Raw genomic sequence first — 21,703 nt, 5'->3', positions numbered from 1 at the left:
GATCCCAAAATGTGCGCGTCGACAATAATGACGAAAACTAGACGAAGATCGCGGCGAAAGCGCGTCCGGCGTTTCCCTCGCTTCACACCTCCCCCAAAATCTCCTCCAGCGCGGCGTCCAGCGCCTCGGGCTCCGGCTCCTCTATCGTCGCGCTCTGCGTGAAGATCAGCGCGCAGCGCACATTTTTGTGCGGATAGAGCCGCAGCGCCGCGGCGCGATAGACGGCGAGCTGGCGCAATTGCGCCGGCGTCGCCGGATGGCGCGGCGCGCCGGTCTTGAAATCGGCGACGATGACGTCGGTTTCCGTCTCGGCGAGGCGATCGATGCGGCCGCAAATCGCGATCTCGCCGCGCGGACTGTCGAGCCGGGCGACGATCTCTACCTCCGGCGCCGAGCCCGGCCCGAACAAAGGCGCGAGCGAGGCATGGCCGATGACCGCGAGCACGGCGGAAACGAGCCGCTCGCGCTGCGCGGCGTCGAGCGGGGCGGCGCGCAGCTCCAGAAAGCGGAGCGCCGCCTCGACGCGCCGCTCCGCCGGCGTGTCCGGCAGGCGTTGCAGCAGCGCATGGGTGAGGCGGCCGACCAGCAGCCGCTCGCGGTCGCGCCGCGTCGGCGCGGCGGAAGTCTCCTCGCCGGCGAAAGGATCGGCCGCCGCCAGAGCGGTCGCCGGCCGCAAAGGCGGGGCCGGCGCGCGCTCTTCCGGCGCCGGCGCGCGCGCGTAAAGCGGGACGATGGTCGCCGTGGCTTCTCGCGTCTCGTTCGCCGCCGTCGCGCCATGCGCCGCATCGCCATAGCGCAAAATCTGCTTCGTCTCGTCGAGCGGATCCGGCGCGCTGTCGCAGGCGGGCTCGAGGGCGTTGCGGATCGCGTCGTACCAGCAGCCGGCGCCGCGTCCCGCCGGCCCATGGAAGCCGCCGACATAGAGCCGCTCTTCGGCGCGCGTCAGCGCCACATAGAGCAGCCTGCGATGTTCCTCCCGCGCCGCCTCGCGCAGCCCCTCGCGCGCGTTGGCGACGGCGGGCGGATCGGCGGCCATATTGCTGGACCAGACCAGCACCGCGCCATCCTCCTCGCCGAGCCGGAAGATTTTGGGATCATGCCGGCCGGAGGGGCCGCCGCAAGTGTCCGGCAGAAAGACGATCTTCGCCTCCAGCCCTTTGGAGGCGTGCACGGTCATCACGCGCACGGCGTCGCCGGCCGCCTCCATGTCGCGCTTGACGGAGAGCTGCAGGCTCTCGACTCCCGCGAGAAATCCGGCGAGGCCCTGCGCCTGCTCCCGCTCGAAGGAGAGCGCGAGGCGCAAAAATTCGTCGATCGCGTCATTGGCCTCCTGGCCGAGCCGCCCGACCAGCCTCTCGCGCCCGCCGCCGGCGCTGAGAATATGGCTGTAGAAATCGAATGGCGCGCGCGTGCGCGCCTCGCGCGCCCAAGCATCTACCCGCGCGGCCGCCTCTCTATGCGCCGGCTCCGGCGAGGCGGCGAGCGCATCGATGAGCGCGCCTTCGCGCTTGGGCGCGAGGGCGATGAGATCATCGTCGGTGAAGCCGAAGAGCGGCGATTTCAGCAGCGTCGCGAGGGTGAGATCGTCCTCGCGCAGCAGCGCGACGCGACCGAGCGCGACGAGGTCCATCACCGCAATGTGGCCGGAGAGATCGAGCCGATCGGCGCCGGCGACGGGAATCGCCTCCGCCTTCAGCGCGCGAATGACGCCTTCGAAAAAAGCGTCGCGCTTGCGCACGAGGATCATCACATCGCCGGGCCGCACGGGGCGCATCGCGCCCTTGTCCTCGACGCATTCGCCATTTTGCGGCGCGAGCAGCGCCTTCACCTTGCGTGCGATCTTGCGCGCGAGCCGCGCCGGCGGACCGGCCTCGTTCACATAATCGAGCGGCAGGCGCCAATCCGGCGGCGTCTCCGCGCCCGCGTACGCCTCTGGCTCCCAGATTTCGACGAGACCCGGAACATCGGTCTTCCAGGCCTCGTGCAATGGCGCGGGCTCGTCGCGGTCCGCAGCGAGGCCGCGTCTGTTCTCCTCGACGGAGAAGACGATATCCACCGCGCCCAGCACTTGCGGCGAGGAGCGGAAGGAGCGCGTCAGCCGCACCGTCTCGAAGCCGAGCTCGGCGTCGCGGAAACGGCGCGCGAAATCGCGGCGCATGGCGTCGAATTTCTCCGGCGCGGCGCCTTGAAAGGAGAAGATCGACTGCTTCTCGTCGCCCACGGCGAAGAAGGTGCGGATGCGCTGCGTGGCGCCGGCGCCGGCGCAGAATTCATCGGCGAGCGCGGCCAATATGTCCCATTGCGCCGCGCTCGTGTCCTGCGCCTCGTCGACGAGAATATGATCGATGCGCGAATCGAGCTTGTAGAGCACCCAGGAGGGGCTCGAGCTTTGAAACAGCCGGCGCGTGCGCTCGATGAGATCGTCGAAATCGAAGAGGCCGCGATTGCTCTTCATCCGCTCATAGGCGGCGAGAATGGCGTCGCCGATCCGCGCCAGCGCCATGGAGCGATCGAAGGCTGCGGCGGCCTTGCGCTTTTCCACCAGCGCGACGAGCCGATCGCGCTCATCCTCGAGCCGCGCCAGCAATGCGGGCTGCTGCTTTTGCAGTGCGGCCGAGATCATCTTCTGCTTGCCGAGCCCGCGCGGCTCGCCGTCCTTCTTGAAGAAGACCGACAAGTATTCCTCGACACATGCCGAGCGCTGGTCATTAGCGCCGCCGGCCAGCCCAGCAGCGATCATCAATTGCGCGCCGAGCTTCCCATCATTCGCGCCGCCGCCGCGCAGCGCCTGCGTGATTCCCGGCCAGTCACGAGGCGAAAGCCCGCCTTCGATAATCTCCCGCTCCACCGCCTCGAGCGTTTCGCCCTCGCGCAGCCCTAAGCGCTCGCGCAGCAGCTCCGCATAATCGCCGGACGACAGATTGCGATGCGCGGCCCTATGGCCGAGCAATTCCGCGATCAACTCGTCGAAGCCCCCGCCCGAGCAGAGCCGCGACACCGTCTCAAGCGCCGCGCGCAATTCGCCTTCGTCCAGCACGGCGCGGGCGAGCGTCTGCCGCCGCGCGCGCTCCAAAAGCTCGGCGCGCTCGAGATCGTCGAGCACGCGGAAGGAGGCCGCGACATTGGCCTCGAAGGGAAAGAGATGCAGAATCCTTTCGCAAAAGGCGTGGATGGTCTGAATTTTCAGCCCGCCGGGCGTCTCCACCGTGCGCGCGAACAGGCGCCGCGCGAAGACCAGCTCCGCGCGCGAAGGCTGCGGCGCGCCGGTGGCGAGAATGGCGGCGGTCAGCGCCTCATCGTCGAGCAGCGCCCAGCCGGCGAGAATATCGAAAATGCGCGCCGCCATATTGGCGGCCGCCGCCTTTGTATAGGTGAGGCAGAGAATGCGCGAAGGCGGTGCGCCGGCGAGCAGCAGCCGCACCACGCGCTGTGAGAGAACATGCGTCTTGCCCGAGCCCGCATGGGCCGCGACCCAGGCCGATTGCGCGGGATCGGAAGCGGCACGCTGCCGCTCCCGCGTGTCCTTGGCGATGGGGCGTCTGTCGCTCATCCAATTTCCATTCGGAGCGAAGGAAAGCGCTCTACGGCGATGTCTTCTCTATGTTCTCGGCCACCACCTCGTCGATCATGCTGTCGAGATCGGTCGCCTTCGTCTCCTTGGCGAAGAGGAGCGCGACGATCGTCGAGGCGACGAGCGCGGCGAGATAGAGGCCGACCGATTCCGCTCCGTAATTTTGCGCGATCCATGTCGCCACAAAGGGCGTCAGCGCCGCGCCGAGTATGGAGGCGAGATTATAGGAGACGCCCGAGCCCGTATAGCGCGTGTTGGTGGGGAAGAGTTCCGGCAATATGGCCGACATAGGCCCGAAGGTGAGGCCCATCAGCGACATGCCGATGCTGAGGAAAACCAGAATGAGCCCGCGATTGGCGCTCTCGCCCGTGCCGATGAGATCCTTGGATAGGAAGAAGCGGAAGGAGAGGCCGAACAGCACAATGCCGGTCGTCACGATCAGCAGCAGCTTGCGGCGTCCGATCCTGTCGGCGAGATGCCCAGAGACGGGGATGAAGCCGGCGAAGAACAGCACGGATATGAGCTGCAGCACGAGGAAATCGCGATAGCCTATGCCGAGATTGCCGAGCGCGACCTTGCCTATGCCGTAGGAGAGAATCCACGTCGTCATCAGATAGAAGAGACCATAGGTCGCGACCATGATGAAAGTGCCGAGCAGAAGCTCCTTCGCATTGTTGCGGAACACATGGGCGAGTGGCGATTTCAATTTCTCGCCGCGCTCCAATGCGCGTGCGAAGACCGGGGTCTCATGCAGCTTCAAGCGCACATAGAGGCCGAGCGTCACCAGCAGAATGGAGAGCAGAAAGGGCAGCCGCCAGCCCCAGGCGAGGAAATGCTCGTCCGGCGTCGCGCGCGTCGAGTCGAAGGCGAAGAGAATGGTGAGCGCCAAAAAGAATCCATTGGCGAGAATGAATCCGAATGGCGCGCCGAGCTGCGGCCACATGGCCGCCCAGGCGCGCTTGCCCTTGTCGGCGGTCTCGGTGGCGAGCAGGGCGGCGCCGGACCATTCGCCGCCGAGGCCGACGCCCTGGCTGAAACGGAAAATGGTGAGCAGGACCGGCGCGAACAGGCCGATCTGATGATAGGTCGGCAGAAGGCCGATGGCGAAAGTGGCGAGGCCCATCAGCAGCAGCGAGCCGACGAGCGTCGCCTTGCGCCCGACGCGATCGCCGAAATGGCCGAAGAGGACGGAGCCGATCGGCCGCGCGACAAAGGCGACGCCGAATGTCGCCATGGAGGCGAGCAGCGCCGCGCTGCCCGCGCCGGCGGGGAAGAACAAGAGCGGAAACACCGACACGGCGGCGGTGGCGTAGATGTAGAAATCGAAGAATTCGATCGTCGTGCCGACGAGGCTCGCGAAGATGATGCGATTTCTGTAGCTTTTATCCGACCCTTCGAGAGCCATTTCAAATTCCTCGCCCCTGTCCGAATGCAGCGCGTCGATCCGGCGTTTGCGAGGATCGAAGGCCGTTTCGGGAAACCATACAAGAAATGTAGTTTGACCGCTATCGAAGGCGGTCGCCGCCCCCGGCTCCGATCTTTTGCTTAGCGAGACGTGAATCTTCGGCTGCGTGGCGTCGTCTCGAAGCGGGAAGAATGGCACGAGAGGTGGACAAAGCCCGTCCGAATCGGGGGCGGCGGAAATGGGCGGCCGATTCCTTTCCGAAGCGTCAAAAAGTGTGGTGGAGGCTTCGTGTCTTCGATGGCGCAGGAAGCTGCGCCGATAGGCTTAGCGGAAAGTGAATCCCATGCCCGTTTCCGCCGTCCCGAAGTGAGAGCGGCGGCACGAGACGCGCACAAACCACGTCCGAATCGGGAGCGCTGAAAAACGGCGGCCGATTCCTTTCCGAAGCGTCAATCAGCGAGGTGAGGCTTCGTGAACGCCGCGCCTCGGCGCGCGACCACGCCGCTCGCTCACCGTGGCGGCGCGGCCTGCCGGGCCTCTCAGGGCAGCGTGCGGAAGAAAAGGCCCCTGACCCGGCCGTCGGGGGCGAGGTCGATGCGCCATTCGGTCTCGTTTTTTTCGAATTGCGCGCGATAGACGTCCCAGCCGTCCACGCCGACGCCGACGAAGCGAATCTCCCCGAGCGCGCCTTTCGCCGAGAGCTCCTCCGCGACCGCCTCCGCTCGCTCGCGCGCCAATGTGGCGAGCGGCTCCGTCATGCGCGCGGCGTCGATCTCTCCACGCCGGGCTTCGTCGATCGTTCGGCGGATCGCTTCTTCGCTGTCCGGCTGCGGCCGATTATCATGGATTCTGCGCGTCAGCTCATCCGCTGCGCGCTGGGCCTCCGTTTCATCGATCCGCCGCGCGACCAGCTCGACGCCGTTCTGATGGATCGTCAGCGCATTCACTGATTGGTCGCTGTCTATGGAAAAGACGAGCTGAGCCGGGACGACCTTCAGAAAGAACTCGGTCTCGCTCTCTGGAAAAATTTCATAGGCAGCCTGTCCGGTCACTTGGCTGAAGAGCCGGTCGTCGACGCGCGTGATTTTTATCCCGCCCGTGATCGCGTCGAAGCGATAGGCGCCGATGTAGCGATCGTAGATTTCTGGATTTATGGGCGTCGTCTTGCGTGGGCGCGCCTGCTCGTAGCGGCGCTGCGCGATCAGGTCGAGCGATGTCTGCGTCATGGTCGTCTCCTTTGCGAGCGTTATGAGTTCGTCGAGCGAGAGCGTCCCGCCCGTGGAGAGCTTCGTTCGGGCGGCGCCGACGAGCGCCAGCTTCTCGTCGATGCGCTGGCGTTGTTCGGCGAGCGCCGACTGCTGCATTTCGAGAGTTCGATCGAGATCGACCGCGCGCCCCTCGAGCAGCGCGGCGATGCGTGAGAGGCTGAGGCCGAAGCGCTTCAGAGCGAGCACCTCGTGGAGACGGGCGATCTCCTTTTCGCCGTACAGCCTCCAGCCCTTCGCCGAACGAGCCGGCGTCAGCAGGCCGCGCTGCTCATAGGTTCTGAGGCCGCGAACCGTGACGCCGATGCGCTCCGCGCATTCCGCCGCTGTTAGCAGCACGTCCTTGCGCCTCGACTCTCTCACTGGACGAGCCCTCCTGTTCCTCGGGTCTAATCTATGACCCAAGGGACGGCGCAAGCGTCATTTGCGACATCGGAAGCGGCGCGGAGCGACGCCGCGTGTCTGGCGTCGCCACCGCGCGCGAGGCGCTGGATGTCGCGCCGATAGGCTCAGCGAAAAGTGAATGCTGCGTCGCCTCCGCCGTCTCGAAAATGGAATTGCAGCACGGGAGGTGGACAAACCCTGTCCGAATCGGGGGCGTCGAAAATGGGCCGTCGATTCCTTGCCGAAGCGTCAATCATCATGGTGAACGCTTCATAAGCGCTGTGTCGTTGCGGCTCGGCGCATCACCGCCTTCATAGGCTTAGCGAGTGGTGAATCGTCGGCCTCTTCGCGCCGTCTCGAAAGTGGAATTGCAGCACGAGACGTGGACAAACCCTGTCCGAATCGGGGGCGCCGAAAATGGGGCGTCGATTCCTTGCCGAAGCGTCAATCATCATGGTGAAGGCTTCGTAAATGCGGTGCCTTCGCGGCACGGCGCGTCATCGTCTTCGCAGGCTTAGCGACGGGTGAACGGCCGGCCTCCTCGCGCCGTCCCGAAAGTGGAATTGCGGCACGAGACGCGCACAAACCCTGTCCGAATCGGGAGCGCCGAAAAAGGGTCGTCGATTCCTTGCCGAAGCGTCAATCATCATGGTGAAGGCTTCGTAAACGCTGTGTATTCGCGGCTCGGCGCGTCACCGCCTTCACAGGCTTAGCGAGTGGTGAATCATCGGCCTCTTCGCGCGGTCCCGAAAGTGGAATTGCGGCACGAGACGGGCACAACCCCGTCCGAATCGGGAGCGCCGAAAATCGGCGGCCGATTCCTTGCCGAAGCCTCGAGGAACATGGTGAACGCTTCGTGACTTCGCGGCGAAGCGTCACTCCTCTCCGCCGCCGCCCTCGCGCGACCATTCCTTCACGCGTGCGAGATGGTCGTAATCGCTGTAGCGCGAGGCGAACTCCACCCATGGCCGCGAGGGATAGGGCGTGTCGGCGAGACGAAACTGATTCAGCAGCACGAAGAGATTGGCGCGATGCTCGGCGACGACGTCGCCAAAGCACTTGTCCTTGAATTTCAGCCATTGCGTCTCGCCGCCGGTCTTGCCGCCGAGCCGCACATAGGCGGCGCCGCAGACGCGCGGCGCGCCGATGGATTCGAAAGCGCCGGCCTCGATCATCGCCGCCTCCAATGTGAGCTGCGGCGAGAAGCCGGCGCCGACTTGTGAGGCGGTCGGCGGATTGCCGGTCTTGTAATCGAAGACGAAAGCTTCACCGCTCGCGTCCACCTCTATGCGATCGGCGACGCAGGAGAGGGTGAAGACGCTGCCGTCGGCGAGCGTCAGCCGCCAGGCGGCGCCTTTCTCGATGAAAATCTCGCGCGCCTGCTCGCGGCGTTCACGCTCGAAAGCGAGCGCATGATCGAGGCCGGCCTCTATGCGCGGCCAATCGAAGGCGAGGAAGGAAGGATCGTCCAAGAACTCGCCGAGCTCCGAGCGCGCAATATCGACGAGCAGCGTGCGCGCATCGTCCGGCAGCGGGCCTTTGGGATGCGCCTCTTGGAATTTCGCCAGCGCCGCATGAACGGCGACGCCGATCTCGCGGGCGCCCTTGGGCGCGCCGAGCGGCGGCAAGGGCGGCAGACGCAGAATAGATTCGGCGAAGACGGAATAGGGGTCGCGGCGCAGCTTTTCGATGCGCGTGACGCTGAGCCGCGTCGGCCGCAGCTCCACCGGCGGGCGCGGCAGCGGGCGCGATATGGCGCGAATCTCCTGCGGGCGATCCAGCGCGGCGGCGAGCGCGCATTTTTCATCGCCGCGCGCCTTGCAGGCGGCGAAAGCCTCGCCCGAGAGCGCCGCCAATCGCGCGATGAGGCGAGACGCCACGGTCGGCGCGCCGTCGCGCTTTTTCGCGCGGCTGACGACGACTTCCGCCGCGCCGAAGGCCATGGAGAAGTCATGCGCCGTCTGACCGATGCGGCGCTCCGGCGGCGAGAGGCCCAATTGTCGGCGCATGGCGCGATTGAGAAAGGCGCCGGATTCGGCCTGAGGCGGCCAGATCGTCTCGTCGAGCCCGGCGAGCAGCACGAGATCGGCGTCGAGCAGGCGCGCTTCCAGCAGGCCGAGAATTTTGAGACGCGGATGCGCGCGGCGCGGGCTGGGCGCGCTCGTCTCGAAGGCGAGGCGATCGAAGAAGGAGGCGTAGCCGCCGGCGTCGAAGACGAGCGCGCTGTCCGAGGCCTCGAGCGCGTCGAAGAGCTGCAGCAATTGCTCGACGCCCTCGCCCGCGGGCTCCGCGCCGGCGATTCGTTCCAGCGCCAGCGCATGAGCGCGCGCGCGCTCGCCGGGGCGGGCCTCGGGCGTGAGCGCGGCGAGGGGAAGAAGGGCTTCGTCGAGGCGGGCGAGGAGGTCGTCGATCGCGCGCCAGTCTTCCTCGGAAATACGTTTCAGCGCCGGATGGGCGTGCGTCTCGTCGGCGAGGCGGCGGGCCGGCGCGGCCATTGCGGCGAAGCTGCCGCCGCTCTCGACATTGCGCAGCACGGCGATCTCGACGAGCGGGGCGAGGCGCTCGATCTCTTCGCGCTCGAGGCCGAGGCGCGTCAGCGGATGGGCGAGCAGAGCGGCGGCGTCTATGGCCGAGGCGCCGTCCTCCGCGGTGGCGGCGACGAGCCGGGCCAGCGCGCCGATCGGCGTCGCGCCCAGCGGTCGGCCGGCCGAATCGTCGACCTCCACGCCCCAGCGCGCCAGCTCGGCGCAGACGCGGCGGGCGATGTCGCGATCGGGCGTGATGAGCGCCGCCGTGCGGCCCGGAGTCTCCAGCGCCTCGCGCATGGAAAGGGCGAGGGCCAGCGCCTCCTCGCGCTCGTCCGCCGCCTCGATGAAGGAGACGCCGGCGAGTGCTTCGACGAAGCCCTCGGCCGCGGCGGCGCGGAACTCGCGCCAATAATCGGTGCAATCGGCGGGGCGCAGCGCCTCGGCCAGCAGCCGCGTCCGCGCCTGCAGCACGGGCGGAGCGAAGCCGATGGGGAGGACCTCCTCGCGCGTGACGCCCAGAGTGGAGAGGAGACGCTTCAGCAAAGTCTGCGGATGGGTGAAGCTCGGCTCGTCGCGCTCATTCTCGCCATCGTCGCCGACGCGGCGCCAGGCGGCTTCGTCCAGCTCGAGATCGAGGCCGGGCAGAATCACCGCCCCGCGCTCCAGCCGGGCGATCGCCGCCAAAAGGCGCGCCGTCGCCGGATGCGCGCCGGTAGAGCCGAGCGCGATCACCGGGCCGCGCGCGCCGCCGCGCTCGAGATGCGCGATCTGCGCCTCGATCAGCGCCGTCTGTCGCGCGGCGCGGTCGATGAGTCCGCGGGCGGCGAGCATGTTCGGCCAATCCTCGAGCGCGATTTTCAGAAAATTGGCGGTGATCGCGAAGAAGCGGTCATAGGCCTCCTCCGCGAGGTCGCCGAGCGCGCCGGCGCCGAGCTTCTCGATCGCGAATTCGTCGATGAGTCGCGCCAACTCGCCGGAGAGCGCATAGGCGCTGGCAGGGGAGGGGGCGATCAGCAGCATTTCGCGCGGGTCGTGCTCGACAGCGCCGGTCGAATCGATGGAGACGATGGCGTGGCGCAGCGCGCGCGCCCATTGCAGCACCAGCTCGGCTAGAATCAGCCGGCGGTCGAGCTCTTCGATCGCCGGCGCCAGCGCCAGCTCCAGCGTCGCCTCGCTGGAATCGAGATCGGCGTGGAACAGCGCCGAGGCCTCCTGCTCGTCGAGATCGCCGAGCGGCAATATGCGCGGCAGCAACGCCGCCGGCGCCTCGATCGCGGTGGAGAATTGCGCCGCCAGCGCCCGCGCGGCGCGCTGAGTCGGCACATAGATCTTGGTGGCGGCCAGAGCCAGCGGGCCGCTCTCGCGCGAGAGGCCGGGGATGATCGCGCCATCCAGCAGCGCTCGCGTGAAGGCGCCGAGAAAGGAGGCGCCAGGGCCTATGGAAAATACGTAGCGAGGCGCCATTTTTCTCTCGGCGGGTGGAAAGAAAGCATGAGCGGAGCAATTCACATCTGAATTCTGTGCATTGCGCGTGATTGCGGAATTGAAACCCGCTGGCAGAGGAGAATACTCCGGGGCGGCGACCGTGGCGATGGTTTGGCGGTGCGCCGGCTTTTTCGAGAGCGAATAGGTTTCGAGGGAACTCGCCGATGGACCGATCGTCGAGCGATTCGCACGCCGAGCTCCGAGAGACTTCTGCGACGACGCGGCCTTCCCGCCGCGCCGCGGGGGGCGGGGACGATTTGCGCCACGCCGAGGCGGCGCGGCTGGAGGCCGTCCTCGAATGTCTGTCGGACGCCGTCTTGTCGATCGACGACAAGGGCGTGGTGGTCGGCGTCAATGGCGCCGCAGGCGCGCTGTTTCGCTGCTCGGCCGAGGCGCTGCTCGGCCGCGAGGCTGCGCTTCTGCTGCCCCAGAGCCGTATCGCGGCGGGGGAGCGGCGGTCGGACGGCCTCGCTCGCCGCGACGACGGCTCGACCTTCCCGATCTCGCTCGCCATAAACGAGACGCGCGGCGCCGTTCGCCAGCGCATCGCCGTCATTCGCGATCTCACCGAGGAGCGCGCCGCCGAGGCGCTGCTCTGCGAGCTGCGTTCGGAGCTCGCCTATGCCGGACGGCTCGCCGCAATGGGCGAGCTGGCCGCCGCGCTGGCGCATGAGATCAACCAGCCCTTTTCCGCCATCGCGACCTACGTCCGCACTGCGCGCTGGCTGCTGCAGCGCAAGCCCAAGCAGAGCAGCGAGGTCGAGGATATTCTGGACAAGGCGGGGGCGCAGGCGATGCGCGCCGGCGATATCGTGCGCCGCTTGCGCGAGTTCGTCACGCGCGGCGAATCGGTGAAGACGGTGCAGAGCCTCAGCGCTCTGGTCGAGGAGGCGAAATCGCTGGGCGTCGCCAGCGCGCGCCAGGTCGGCGCGCAGATCAGCGTCGCCGCCAAGGCCGAGAATGACGAGGTTCTCGCCGATCGCGTGCAGATCCAGCAGGTCATCGTCAATCTCATGCGCAACGCCGTCGAGGCGATGGACGGCGCGCCGCGGCGCGAGCTGTCGCTCTCCACCTCGGCCGCCGACGGCTATGCGCGGCTCGATGTGGCCGACACCGGCCATGGTCTGAAGGACGGCGCCGGCGCGCTGTTTCAGCCCTTCCGCAGCAGCAAGGCGAGCGGAATGGGCATAGGGCTTTCGATCTCCCGCTCCATTGTCGAGGCGCATGGCGGACGCATTTGGGCCGAGCCCAATCCGCGCGGCGGCGCGATTTTCAGCTTCACGCTTCCTCTCGCGGAAAGGGCCAGCCTATGAGACCAGCGCCGCTCGTGCACCTCGTGGACGATGATCCGGCGATCCGCGACGCATTGACGCTGATGTTCCGCTCGCGCGGCTTTCGCTCGCGCGCCTATCGCGCGGCGGAGGAATGTCTCGCCGAGGCGGGGCCGAAGACATCGGGCTGCATCGTCGCCGATATGCGGCTGCCGGATATGACCGGCGTCGAGCTGACGCGGCGGCTGCGCGCCTCCGGGGCGACGCCTCCCGTCGTCATCATCACCGCCTGCGCCGGCGCTTCCCTCGCGGTGGAGGCGATGGCGGCCGGCGCCAGCGATCTTCTGGAAAAGCCCTTCGACGATGAGGCGCTGCTCGCCTCCGTGCGGCGCGCGCTGGCGGCGCGGCGCGGCGAAGGCGACATAGACGCCGAGACGCGCGCCGCGCTCGCGCGCTTCGGCGGGCTGAGCGAGGATGAGCGGCGCGTGCTGGCCGGTGTCGCCAAAGGCCGGCCGAGCCGCGACATAGCCGAAGGGCTCGGCCTCGAATTGCGCGCAGTGGAGCTGCACCGCGCCAATATCATGGCCAAGGCCAATATCGGCACGCTGGTCGAGCTGGCGCGGCTCTCGGTGATCGCCGCCAGCGTCAAGGCGAGCGAGGGACGCGAGCCTAATCCGCCGCTGCGGCGCCGCCGTTCAAATCTTCGGGGCGCGGCTGCAGCATGATGTTGTAGCCGGCGTCGACGAGGTGAATCTCGCCGGTCACGCCGCCCGACAGCTCCGACAGGAAATAGAGCGCCGAGCCGCCGATCTCGTCCAGCGTGATCATGCGGCGCAAAGGCGCATGCGCTTTTTGAAACGCGCCCATCGCGCGCGCGCCGGTGATGCCGGCGCCGGCCATGGTGCGAACAGGGCCGGGCGAGATGGCGTTCACGCGAATGCCGCGCGCGCCATAATCGGCCGCGAGATAGCGGACGGAGGAATCGAGCGCCGCCTTGGCGACGCCCATGACGTTGTAATTGGGCATCACATGCGTGCCGCCGCCGAAGGAGACGGTGAGCATGGTCCCGCCATTCTTCATCATCGCCGCGGCGCGTTTCGCCGCCTCGGTGAAGGAGAAGCAGGAGATGACCATGGTGCGGATGAAATTCTCGCGCGATGTGTCCGCGTAGAGGCCTTTCAGCTCGCTCTTGTCGGAATAGGCGAGCGAATGGACCAGAAAATCCAGCTCGCCCCATTCCTCCTGCAGCCGCGCGAAGACGGAATCGAGGGACGCGACATCTTCCACATCGCAGGGGATCACCAGATTGGAGCCGAGCTCCTCGGCGATCGGGCGGACGCGCTTGCCGAGCGCCTCGCCCTGATAGGTGAAGGCGAGCGAGGCGCCGTGCCGCGCCAGCGCTCGTGCTATGCCATAGGCGATGGAATGATCATTCGCGACTCCCATGACAAGGCCGCGTTTGCCCTGCATGAGGCCCGTTGAAACCGTCATCTTTGATTGGTCCTATTCTCGTCAGGCGTCCGGGTGCTTGAACACCAGCGACGCATTGGTGCCGCCGAAGCCGAAGGAGTTGGAGAGCACGGCGCGCAGAGCGACATTGTCGCGCCGCTCGCGCAGGATCGGCATATCGGCGAATTCGGGATCGAGTTCCTCGATATTGGCGCTCTCGCAGATGAAGCCGTTCTGCATCATCAGCAGCGAATAGATCGCCTCCTGCACGCCGGTCGCGCCGAGCGAATGGCCGGTCAGCGATTTCGTCGCCGAGATCGGCGGGCATTTGTCGCCGCGGCCGAAGACCTCGCGAATCGCTTCGATCTCTTTCAGATCGCCGACGGGCGTCGAGGTGGCGTGCGGATTGATGTAGTCGATCGGCGTCTTCACGCCGGCGAGCGCTTGGCGCATGCAACGCATCGCGCCTTCGCCGGAAGGGGCGACCATGTCATGGCCGTCCGAGGTCGCGCCATAGCCGGCGATCTCGGCGTAGATCTTCGCGCCGCGCGCCTTGGCCCGCTCATATTCCTCCAGCACCAGCACGCCGGCGCCGCCGGCGATGACGAAGCCATCGCGGTTCTTGTCATAGGCGCGCGAGGCCGTGGCCGGGCGGTCGTTATAGGAGGAGGACATGGCGCCCATAGCGTCGAACAGCACGGAGAGCTCCCATTCGAGCTCCTCGCAGCCGCCGGCGAACATAATGTCCTGCTTGCCCCATTGGATCATCTCATAGGCGTTGCCGACGCAATGATTCGATGTCGCGCAGGCCGAGGAGATGGAATAGTTCACGCCCTTGATCTTGAACCAGGTGGCGAGCGTCGCCGAGGCGGTGGAGGACATGGCCTTGGGCACGGCGAAGGGGCCGACCTTCTTCGGCCCCTTGGTGCGGGCGATATCGGCGGATTCGACCACCACTTTGGTCGAAGGGCCGCCCGAGCCCATGATGATGCCGGTGCGCTCATTGGAGATCTCGTCCGGCGCGAGGCCGGAGTCGAGAATCGCCTGGTCCATGGCGACATGATTCCAGGCCGTGCCCATGGCGTGGAAGCGCATGGCTCTCCGGTCGAGGAGGGTGGACGGGTCGAGAGTCGGCGCGCCATGCACCTGGCAGCGGAAGCCGAGCTCGGCATATTTGTCCGCCTTGACGATGCCCGACTTCGCCTCATGCAGAGAGGCGACGACTTCCTGCGTATTATTGCCGATGGACGAAACGACGCCCATGCCGGTCACGACCACTCTTCTCATGTCCAAACTCCCTCGCGCCGGCGGGCTCGGTCGTCCCGTCTGGTTATGGCGGCGTCTCGCGCGCCCCGATCGGCGTTCCGTCAGGCCGTCACGCGGCTTCGGGCTTGGCGAGACCGACCTTCAGGTCTTTCGCTTCGTAAATACGTTCGCCGTCCACCTCCACCCAGCCATCGGCGATGCCGAGGACGAGCTTGGATTTGAACACGCGCTTGAAATCGACGCCGTAGCGGACGAGCTTATTGTGCGGCCGCACCTGGCCGCTGAATTTCACCTCGCCGACGCCGAGCGCCATGCCGCGGCCGGGCAGATCCAGCCAGCCCAGAAAAAAGCCGGTGAGCTGCCACAGCGAATCGACGCCCAGGCACCCTGGCATCACCGGATTGCCCTTGAAATGACAGTCGAAGAACCAGAGGCTCGGATTAATGTCCAGCTCGGCGCGCACATAGCCTTTGCCATGCGCGCCGCCCTCTTCGAAAATTTCTGTGATTCGGTCGAACATGAGCATGGGCGGCAGCGGAAGCTGCGCATTGCCGGGACCGAACAGCTCCTCCCGCGCGCAGGCGAGCAGATCCTCATATCCGAAAGACGAGCGCCGTTCGCTCATGATGTTCCTTTTTGCGTCTTCGACGTGACGATTCCCGGTCGCGCCGCCGGCCGGAAGCCGCATTCGTTAACATAGGCGCCGGCCGGGTCAAAGGGGGCGAGCCGCTCGTTATGCGCCGGCGAGGAAAAAGTTGTCTCTATGCCCGAGCTTCCCTATTGTAAGCGAAGAGACACATTGCCGGGCGGGAATGAGAGGCGAATGACGGTCGAGCGAGCCATGGTCGATGCGACGGAGCGGGTCGACGCCTTGCGGCGGCTGCGCAGCCGGCTGATGGCCGCCGGAATGCGGCCGACGCGCCAGCGCGTCGCGCTGGGCGGCCTGCTGTTCGGCAAGGGCGACCGCCATGTGACCGCCGAAAAGCTGTTCGAGGAGGCGCTGGCCGCCGATCTGCCGGTCTCGCTCGCCACCGTCTACAACACATTGCATCAATTCACCGATGTCGGCCTCTTGCGCGAGATCGCGGTCGATGGCGCGCGCATCTATTTCGACACCAATGTGTCGGAGCATCATCATTTTCTGCTCGACGGCGAAGGGCTGGTCGACATTCCCGGCGCCCATGTCGACGTCGCCAGCCTGCCGGCCCCGCCCGCGGGCATGAGGATCGCCCGAGTCGATGTGGTGGTCCGCCTGTGCAAGGACGAGGACTGAGGATCCGAGGGCGCTTCACCTCCCCTCGAGGGTCGGACGGTGAATCCGTCCGGGGTGGAGTGAGCCCGAAGACTTGGGGCGCGGCCCGAAGACTTGGAGCGCGGCGCCCCCCTCCCGAGCGCCTTCGGCGCTCGATCACTCGATCTTCTCCCCCGGATAGACGCCCCACAGGCCCTCCTGCTTCACATAGGCGTCGAAGCCCTCGCCCGAGACTCGGCACCAGGAGCCGTCGCAGCGGCGCAGACTGGCGACGACGCCGGGCGAGAGTTTCGCCATCGGCGTCGTTCTATCGCTGGCGTAGGCGAGGATCGGCTCCTTCTTCCAGGGCGCGACGAGGGCGGTGCGGCGGCCCGAGAGCAGCGAATGCAGCACCCAGCCCTCGGTTCCCTCCGAATCGCGAATTTTCCGCCAAATCTCGAATTCCGCGGTGATTTCAACCGGAAGGCCGGCGCGCTCGAACACCCAGAGCGTCGGGTGCTCCTTGCTCGGGCCCTCGTGCAGATTGACGCGGTCCGATTTGAGGCTGACATAACGCGGCAGCGGCAGACCGGACGCCGAGCCGGTCTGCTGCTGCGCGCCGGCCTTCGCCGCCGCGCCGACGAGCAGTGCGACGATAATGAAACGGACCGCGGCGGCCGCGCATCTTCGGCTCGGAAGGGGCTTTTCGTCCATTTCTACTCTTCTCCCCGAAGACGCCTCTCGCAGCTGCGAACGACGCCTCGTCTTGTCTTTGTCCCGCCATCTGCTAGGAAGTTCGATAGGAAAGGGGCGTGGGCGGCGAAACGCTCTTTTCATCCATCGTCGTTAAGACATGGTTGAAGAGACGCAAAGCCGCCCCGAGGCGCGATCGGCGGAACGGTTCCCTCGGGCGCCGGACAGATCGGTCGAGCCAGGCGGGAGGACGAAGGGGAAGATGGCGAAAAAGAAGCCGCTCGTCGTGGTGACACGTCGGCTCCCCGAGGTGATCGAAACCCGCATGTGCGAGCTGTTCGACACGCGCCTCAATGTGAGCGACCGGCCGGCGACTCACGAGGAGCTCGTCGAGGCCGTCCGCACGGCGGATGTGCTGGTGCCGACGATCACCGACCGCATCGATTCCGGCCTCATCGGCCAGGCCGGCGACCAGTTGAAGCTCATCGCCAATTTCGGCAATGGCGTCGACCACATTGACGTCGCCTCGGCGCTGCGCCGCTCGATCACCGTCACCAATACGCCCGGCGTCCTCACCGAGGACACGGCCGATCTCACAATGGGCCTCATCCTGGCCGTGGCGCGCCGCCTCGTCGAGGGAGCCCGCACCATTCCAGACGGCTCCTGGGGCGGCTGGTCGCCCACTTGGATGCTCGGCCATCGCATCACCGGCAAGCGCCTCGGCATTGTCGGCATGGGCCGCATCGGCCAGGCGCTGGCCCGTCGCGCCAGCGCTTTCGGCCTCTCCATCCATTATCACAACCGCCGCCGCCTGCCGGTCGAGATCGAGGACCAGCTCGAGGCGACCTATTGGGAATCGCTCGACCAGATGCTGGCGCGCATCGACATTCTGTCGATCCACTGCCCGCATACGCCGGCGACCTATCATCTGCTCTCCGCCCGCAGGCTCAAGCAGCTGCGCCCGCACGCCATCATCGTGAACACCGCCCGCGGCGAGATCGTGGACGAGAATGCGCTGATCCGAATGCTGGAGGCGGACGAGATTTCCGGCGCGGGCCTCGACGTCTTCGAGCATGAGCCGGCCGTCTCGCCCAAGCTCGTCAAGCTCGCCAAGGCGGGCAAGGTGACGCTGCTGCCGCATATGGGCTCGGCCACCAATGAGGGCCGCGTCGACATGGGCGAGAAGGTCATCATCAACATCAAGACCTTCATGGACGGGCACCGCCCGCCCGATCGAGTTCTGCCCAGTATGTTGTGAGGGCGCGTTTCCGCATCTCGCTCGCGCGCGTCGGAGATTTCCGGCGCTTTTCCGTTCGGAAAAAAACCACAAGACGCGCGCCATTCTCCTGAAGCGATTCGCGAAGGATCGTTCTCGAAAAGGATCGAAGGATGAGACGAATTCTGACCGCGCTTCTGGTCGGCCTCGCCGCCTGCGGCCCCGCGCTGGCCAAGGGCAAGCCGGCGCAAAAGGAGAAGGAGCAGCAGGAGGCGACGGCGCAGGAGCCGCCGCCGAACTACAAGCCCTTCCCGCATAATTATATTTTCAATCTCAAGGACATAAACGGCAAGGCTCCGCCCGCCGACATTTGGATTCGCATCGACACGACGATGCGCGGCTCGGGATTCTCCGGCTGTAAATCCTGGTCCGGCGTTTTCGTCGTCGGCGGCAATCGGCTCGGACCCAAGGCCATGCCCGCCGTCGCCGACGCCAAATGCGATCCCGCCCTTCAGGCGATCGAGCGCGATTTCTGGCAGGTGATGCTCTCCGGCCCCTATTGGGACACGCAGGGCTCGGACCTCATCCTCAAGGGCGCCAAGGGCGGCGTGCTGCGCTTCACCCGTTCGCTCTGATCCGTTCGGGGCTCGAGCCCGGCGAGGATCGCGCAATGCTCGAGGTTCTCGCGGTCTCCGGCTATCGCTCGCTGCGGGAGCTGATCCTCCCGCTCGCGCAGATCAATGTCGTGACGGGCGCTAACGGCAGCGGAAAATCCAGCCTCTATCGCGCTCTGCGCCTTCTCGCCGACACCGCCCGCGGACGGCTGGTGAACTCGCTCGCGCGGGAAGGCGGCATTCAGTCCACCCTCTGGGCCGGGCCGGAGCAGATCGGCCGGGCCGTGCGCGCTGGCCGCTATCCGGTGCAAGGCGTGGTGCGCAAGGGGCCGGTGCAATTGCGGCTCGGCTTCGGCGCCCGCGATCTCTCCTACGCCGTCGATCTCGGCTTTCCGTCGCCCGGTCTCGGCGTCGCCTTTCTGCTCGATCCGGCGATCAAGCGCGAATGCGTCTGGACCGGGCCTTTGTTCCGCCCTTCCGCTTTGCTCGTCGATCGCCATGGCCCGGGGCTGCGCGCCATGGACGACAGCGGAACCTGGCGCGTGATTCCGACGCCGATCGCGGATTTCGAGAGCATGATGACGGAATTCTCCGATCCGCGCGCCGCGCCGGAGATGATTTCCGTGCGCCGAAAGCTGCAGTCCTGGCGCTTCTATGATTGTCTGCGCACGGATGTGGAGGCGCCCTGCCGAAGACCGCAGGTCGGCACGCATACGCCCATCCTCGCCGACGACGGCGCGGACATCGCCGCCGCGTTGCAGACCATTCTCGAGATCGGCGACGCCGAAGGGCTCGCGCGGGCCGTGGACGACGCTTTTCCCGGCGCCGCCATAGAGATTGAAACGCGCGATGGCTGGTTCGAGCTCGCCATGCGCCAGCACGGGCTGCTGCGGCCGTTGAAAGCGGCGGAACTCTCCGACGGAACCTTGCGCTATCTGATGCTGATCGCTGCGCTGCTGACGCCGCGTCCGCCGGAGCTGCTGGCGTTGGACGAGCCCGAGGCGAGCCTGCATCCCGATCTCATTCCCGCTCTGGCGCGGCTCATCGCCGCCGCGGCGCAGAAGTCGCAGATCGTCGTGGTGACGCATTGCCGCGAGCTGGCCGATCTGCTCGTCAGCGAGCCGGAGTCGCGCGCGATCGAGCTGACCAAGGATTTCGGCGAAACGCGCCTCGCCGGCGAGGCCTTCCGGCCGCGCTGGGAATGGCCGAAGCGTTGACGCGCGTCAGCTCACCTTTTCTTCTTCCTGCGCCTTGGCGGAGAGGCGCTTCACGCGCTGCCAGAAGGCCCAGGCGCCGAAGATGACGAAGGGCATGGCGGCGGCCGCCGCCTCCTCGCCGGTGAAGCCGAAGGGCAGGTAGCCGGCGTCCTTCACGCCCTTGAAGAAATAGAGCGAGAGGCCGGCGACATAATAGCTGAGCGCGGCGATGGAGAGGCCGCCGACCAGCTTTTGCAGGCGCATCTGCAACCGCGCGCGGCGATTCATATCGTCGAGCAGATCGCGGTTCTGCTGCTCCATCTCGAAAGTGATGCCGGTGCGCATCAGATCAGTGGCGCGCTCCACCTGCCGGGCGAGACGGGCCTGCCGCGTCTCGAAGGCGTTGCAGGTCTCGATCGCCGGATCGAGCCGCGCGCTGAAGAAGGCCGAGATGGTGGTGTATTGGCTCTCCTTCGCCTCCTGGATGAGATTGAGGCGATTCTTGACGATGGCGTGATAGGCGCGGCTCGCGCCGAAGCGGAAGGCCGTGCGCGTCGACAGCGCCTCGCTCTGCGCCAGAAGGTCGCTGAGGCGTTTCAGCAGATCGCGGCTGGTGCGCATGTCCTGCGTCCGGCTCAGCGCCTGGGTGATGTCGGAGATTTCGCGCTCCATGGCGCGCAGCTCCGGTCCGGCCTCGCGCGCTTCCGGCAGGCCGAGCAGCGCCATCGTGCGATAGGTCTCGATTTCCAGCACGCGCTGGATCAGCCGTCCGATCTCCAGCGCGCCGACGGCGTTGGCTTTCACCAATAGGCGGGTGAAGCCGAAGGCGTCGGGCGCGAAATCGGTCATCACATGCGCCGCGCCCTTGGCCGCGCGGATCACGCAGAGGCTCTGCGAATTGAACAAATTGACGAAGGGCTCGTGCGAATGGCCGCTCTCGATCGCCGATAGATGCGCGGCGACGATCAGCCGGCCGGGAGGACGAAAGGCGATCTCGCCGGTTCCGATCGGATCGGGATGGGTGAAGGGATCGCCGGCGTCTTTCTCGGTCGACCAGGTGTAGGTGGTGAATTCCGTATGCTGCTCCCAGCGCAGTCGCCAATCGCCGATCGAGAGGCGCTGGAATTTGGCGTCATCCGGGCGCGGAACCAGCATATGGGCGCGGCAGAGATCGGCGAGAGCGGCGCGGTCGGCCCTGGCCTCCTCCTCATTGGTGGCGAAGGCGAAATGATAGACGCGCTGCGGCAGGGTGATCGGCAGGAACGGCCGCGCGTGCAATTCTGCGAGAACCGCGGCGCGGGCTTCGTGCTCGGCGAAGCGTCCGACGATGGGCGCGCCGCTCTCCTGGTCTGACGCCATGCTCTTTGCTCTCTCGTCTCGTTTTGCTCTTCCCGGCGAGCTAGGTCCTCGCCGAATCGCTCTCGAGGATAGCGAGCGAGCCTGCCTCGGGAATGTGACAAAACGAGCGAAAAGGCGAGGCGTCGCCGCCTCGCCGTCAGCTGCGTCTGTCAGCGGTGATGAAAGCCGCCGCCATGGAAGCCGCCGCCACCGAAGCCGCCATGATGAAAGCCGCCTCCGAAGCCGCCATGATGGAATCCGCCGCCGAATCCGCCGACGCGGTGGAATCCGCCCCCGCCGAATCCGCCGATATAATGGGGACGATAGCCCCAGCCGCCGCCATAGCGGGGGCGATAGCCCCAGCCGCCGCCATAGACGACCGGGCCGCCGCCCCATCCATAGCCGGAATAGTAAGGATAGGGGTAGGGATAGCCGTAATCGTAGGGATAGGCGTAACTGGGCGCGTAGGCTCCGGCCGCGATCAGGCCGGCCGCCGCCGAGGTGACGACCGCCGCCGCCGGATCATAGCCATAGCGATAATAACGCAGCGCGTGACGTCGATGCAGAGGCCGACGATGATGTGTGTAGCGCACGTAATGGCGATGCGGATAGCGGCTGTAATGGACCGCTTCGATCGCGCCGGGCGGGGAGACGACCGATTTGCCGGCGACGCTGGTGACGCCGGCGAGCGCGTCTCCCGAGGACACTATGATGGCGAAGGTCACGCCGATCGCGGCGAAAAAGCCGGATTTCCATGAGTTGTGCATTTTCTCCTCCTTACTGCGACGCAA

General features: G+C 66.5%; 16 protein-coding genes. 6 read left to right on the top strand and 10 right to left on the bottom strand.

The annotated features are described in order from the left end of the window. Window positions 1-82: 82 nt before the first annotated feature. The 4 genes from addA to addB all read right to left on the bottom strand — a co-directional run bounded on the left by addA (window position 83) and on the right by addB (window position 10,617). The gene (addA, locus tag FMZ75_RS10130) at window positions 83-3,550 is read right to left on the bottom strand and encodes a double-strand break repair helicase AddA (protein WP_166142590.1); all 3,468 of its coding nucleotides are present in this window, start codon (window positions 3,548-3,550) and stop codon (window positions 83-85) included. Between the two features lie 31 nt (window positions 3,551-3,581). Next, on the bottom strand, window positions 3,582-4,976 hold the full coding sequence (locus FMZ75_RS10125) for an MFS transporter (protein ID WP_166142588.1): 1,395 nt from the start codon (window positions 4,974-4,976) through the stop codon (window positions 3,582-3,584). A gap of 539 nt (window positions 4,977-5,515) precedes the next feature. Beyond that, window positions 5,516-6,604, bottom strand: a complete 1,089-nt coding sequence (locus FMZ75_RS10120) for a MerR family transcriptional regulator (protein WP_166142586.1) — start codon at window positions 6,602-6,604, stop codon at window positions 5,516-5,518. An 896-nt stretch (window positions 6,605-7,500) separates the two neighbouring features. Next, window positions 7,501-10,617 (bottom strand): double-strand break repair protein AddB, encoded by a 3,117-nt coding sequence (gene addB / locus FMZ75_RS10115; protein WP_166142584.1) that lies wholly within the window; start codon window positions 10,615-10,617, stop codon window positions 7,501-7,503. 185 nt (window positions 10,618-10,802) lie between these two features. Here addB and FMZ75_RS10110 point away from each other — a divergent pair, with 185 nt between their 5' ends. Both FMZ75_RS10110 and FMZ75_RS10105 read left to right on the top strand, forming a co-directional pair. Then, complete coding sequence (locus tag FMZ75_RS10110; RefSeq protein ID WP_166142582.1) at window positions 10,803-11,951, top strand: sensor histidine kinase; 1,149 nt, start codon at window positions 10,803-10,805, stop codon at window positions 11,949-11,951. Continuing rightward, window positions 11,948-12,634, top strand: coding sequence for a response regulator transcription factor (locus FMZ75_RS10105; protein WP_166142580.1), 687 nt, complete (start codon window positions 11,948-11,950; stop codon window positions 12,632-12,634). The genes FMZ75_RS10110 and FMZ75_RS10105 overlap by 4 nt, the downstream gene beginning before the upstream one ends. Here FMZ75_RS10105 and fabI read toward each other — a convergent pair. The 3 genes from fabI to fabA all read right to left on the bottom strand — a co-directional run bounded on the left by fabI (window position 12,579) and on the right by fabA (window position 15,249). Beyond that, window positions 12,579-13,400 (bottom strand): enoyl-ACP reductase FabI, encoded by an 822-nt coding sequence (gene fabI / locus FMZ75_RS10100; RefSeq protein WP_142862689.1) that lies wholly within the window; start codon window positions 13,398-13,400, stop codon window positions 12,579-12,581. The two genes, FMZ75_RS10105 and fabI, sit on opposite strands and share 56 nt — an antisense overlap. Window positions 13,401-13,421: 21 nt before the next feature. After that, window positions 13,422-14,645, bottom strand: coding sequence for a beta-ketoacyl-ACP synthase I (fabB, locus tag FMZ75_RS10095; protein ID WP_166142578.1), 1,224 nt, complete (start codon window positions 14,643-14,645; stop codon window positions 13,422-13,424). 88 nt (window positions 14,646-14,733) lie between these two features. Next, the gene (gene fabA / locus FMZ75_RS10090; RefSeq protein ID WP_018267877.1) at window positions 14,734-15,249 is read right to left on the bottom strand and encodes a 3-hydroxyacyl-[acyl-carrier-protein] dehydratase FabA; all 516 of its coding nucleotides are present in this window, start codon (window positions 15,247-15,249) and stop codon (window positions 14,734-14,736) included. Window positions 15,250-15,465: 216 nt separating this feature from the next. Here fabA and irrA point away from each other — a divergent pair, with 216 nt between their 5' ends. After that, the gene (gene irrA / locus FMZ75_RS10085; protein ID WP_246659815.1) at window positions 15,466-15,897 is read left to right on the top strand and encodes an iron response transcriptional regulator IrrA; all 432 of its coding nucleotides are present in this window, start codon (window positions 15,466-15,468) and stop codon (window positions 15,895-15,897) included. Window positions 15,898-16,032: 135 nt separating this feature from the next. Here irrA and FMZ75_RS10080 read toward each other — a convergent pair whose 3' ends face one another. Further along, the gene (locus FMZ75_RS10080; protein ID WP_166142576.1) at window positions 16,033-16,569 is read right to left on the bottom strand and encodes an SH3 domain-containing protein; all 537 of its coding nucleotides are present in this window, start codon (window positions 16,567-16,569) and stop codon (window positions 16,033-16,035) included. 241 nt (window positions 16,570-16,810) lie between these two features. On the opposite strand from FMZ75_RS10080, the gene FMZ75_RS10075 reads away from it, so the two are divergent. The 3 genes from FMZ75_RS10075 to FMZ75_RS10065 all read left to right on the top strand — a co-directional run bounded on the left by FMZ75_RS10075 (window position 16,811) and on the right by FMZ75_RS10065 (window position 19,595). Then, window positions 16,811-17,806: a D-glycerate dehydrogenase gene (locus tag FMZ75_RS10075; protein WP_024881173.1), complete on the top strand. Its 996-nt coding sequence runs from the start codon at window positions 16,811-16,813 to the stop codon at window positions 17,804-17,806. A 131-nt stretch (window positions 17,807-17,937) separates the two neighbouring features. After that, complete coding sequence (locus tag FMZ75_RS10070; RefSeq protein WP_166142574.1) at window positions 17,938-18,399, top strand: META domain-containing protein; 462 nt, start codon at window positions 17,938-17,940, stop codon at window positions 18,397-18,399. Window positions 18,400-18,434: 35 nt separating this feature from the next. Then, entirely contained in the window at window positions 18,435-19,595 is a 1,161-nt protein-coding gene (locus tag FMZ75_RS10065) for an AAA family ATPase (RefSeq protein WP_166142572.1), read from the top strand. A 6-nt stretch (window positions 19,596-19,601) separates the two neighbouring features. Here FMZ75_RS10065 and FMZ75_RS10060 read toward each other — a convergent pair whose 3' ends face one another. After that, window positions 19,602-20,933, bottom strand: a complete 1,332-nt coding sequence (locus FMZ75_RS10060; protein WP_166142570.1) for a DUF3422 family protein — start codon at window positions 20,931-20,933, stop codon at window positions 19,602-19,604. Window positions 20,934-21,082: 149 nt separating this feature from the next. Next, a complete protein-coding gene (locus FMZ75_RS10055; RefSeq protein ID WP_166142496.1) occupies window positions 21,083-21,679 on the bottom strand; it encodes a hypothetical protein in 597 nt (198 codons plus the stop codon). Window positions 21,680-21,703 lie beyond the last annotated feature (24 nt).

The sequence above is a fragment of the Methylosinus sp. RM1 genome, from assembly GCF_011378635.1.
GTDB lineage: Bacteria > Pseudomonadota > Alphaproteobacteria > Rhizobiales > Beijerinckiaceae > Methylosinus > Methylosinus sporium.
Note: the sequence above shows the minus strand (reverse complement) of the source record. Positions and strands in the feature narration are given on the sequence as shown.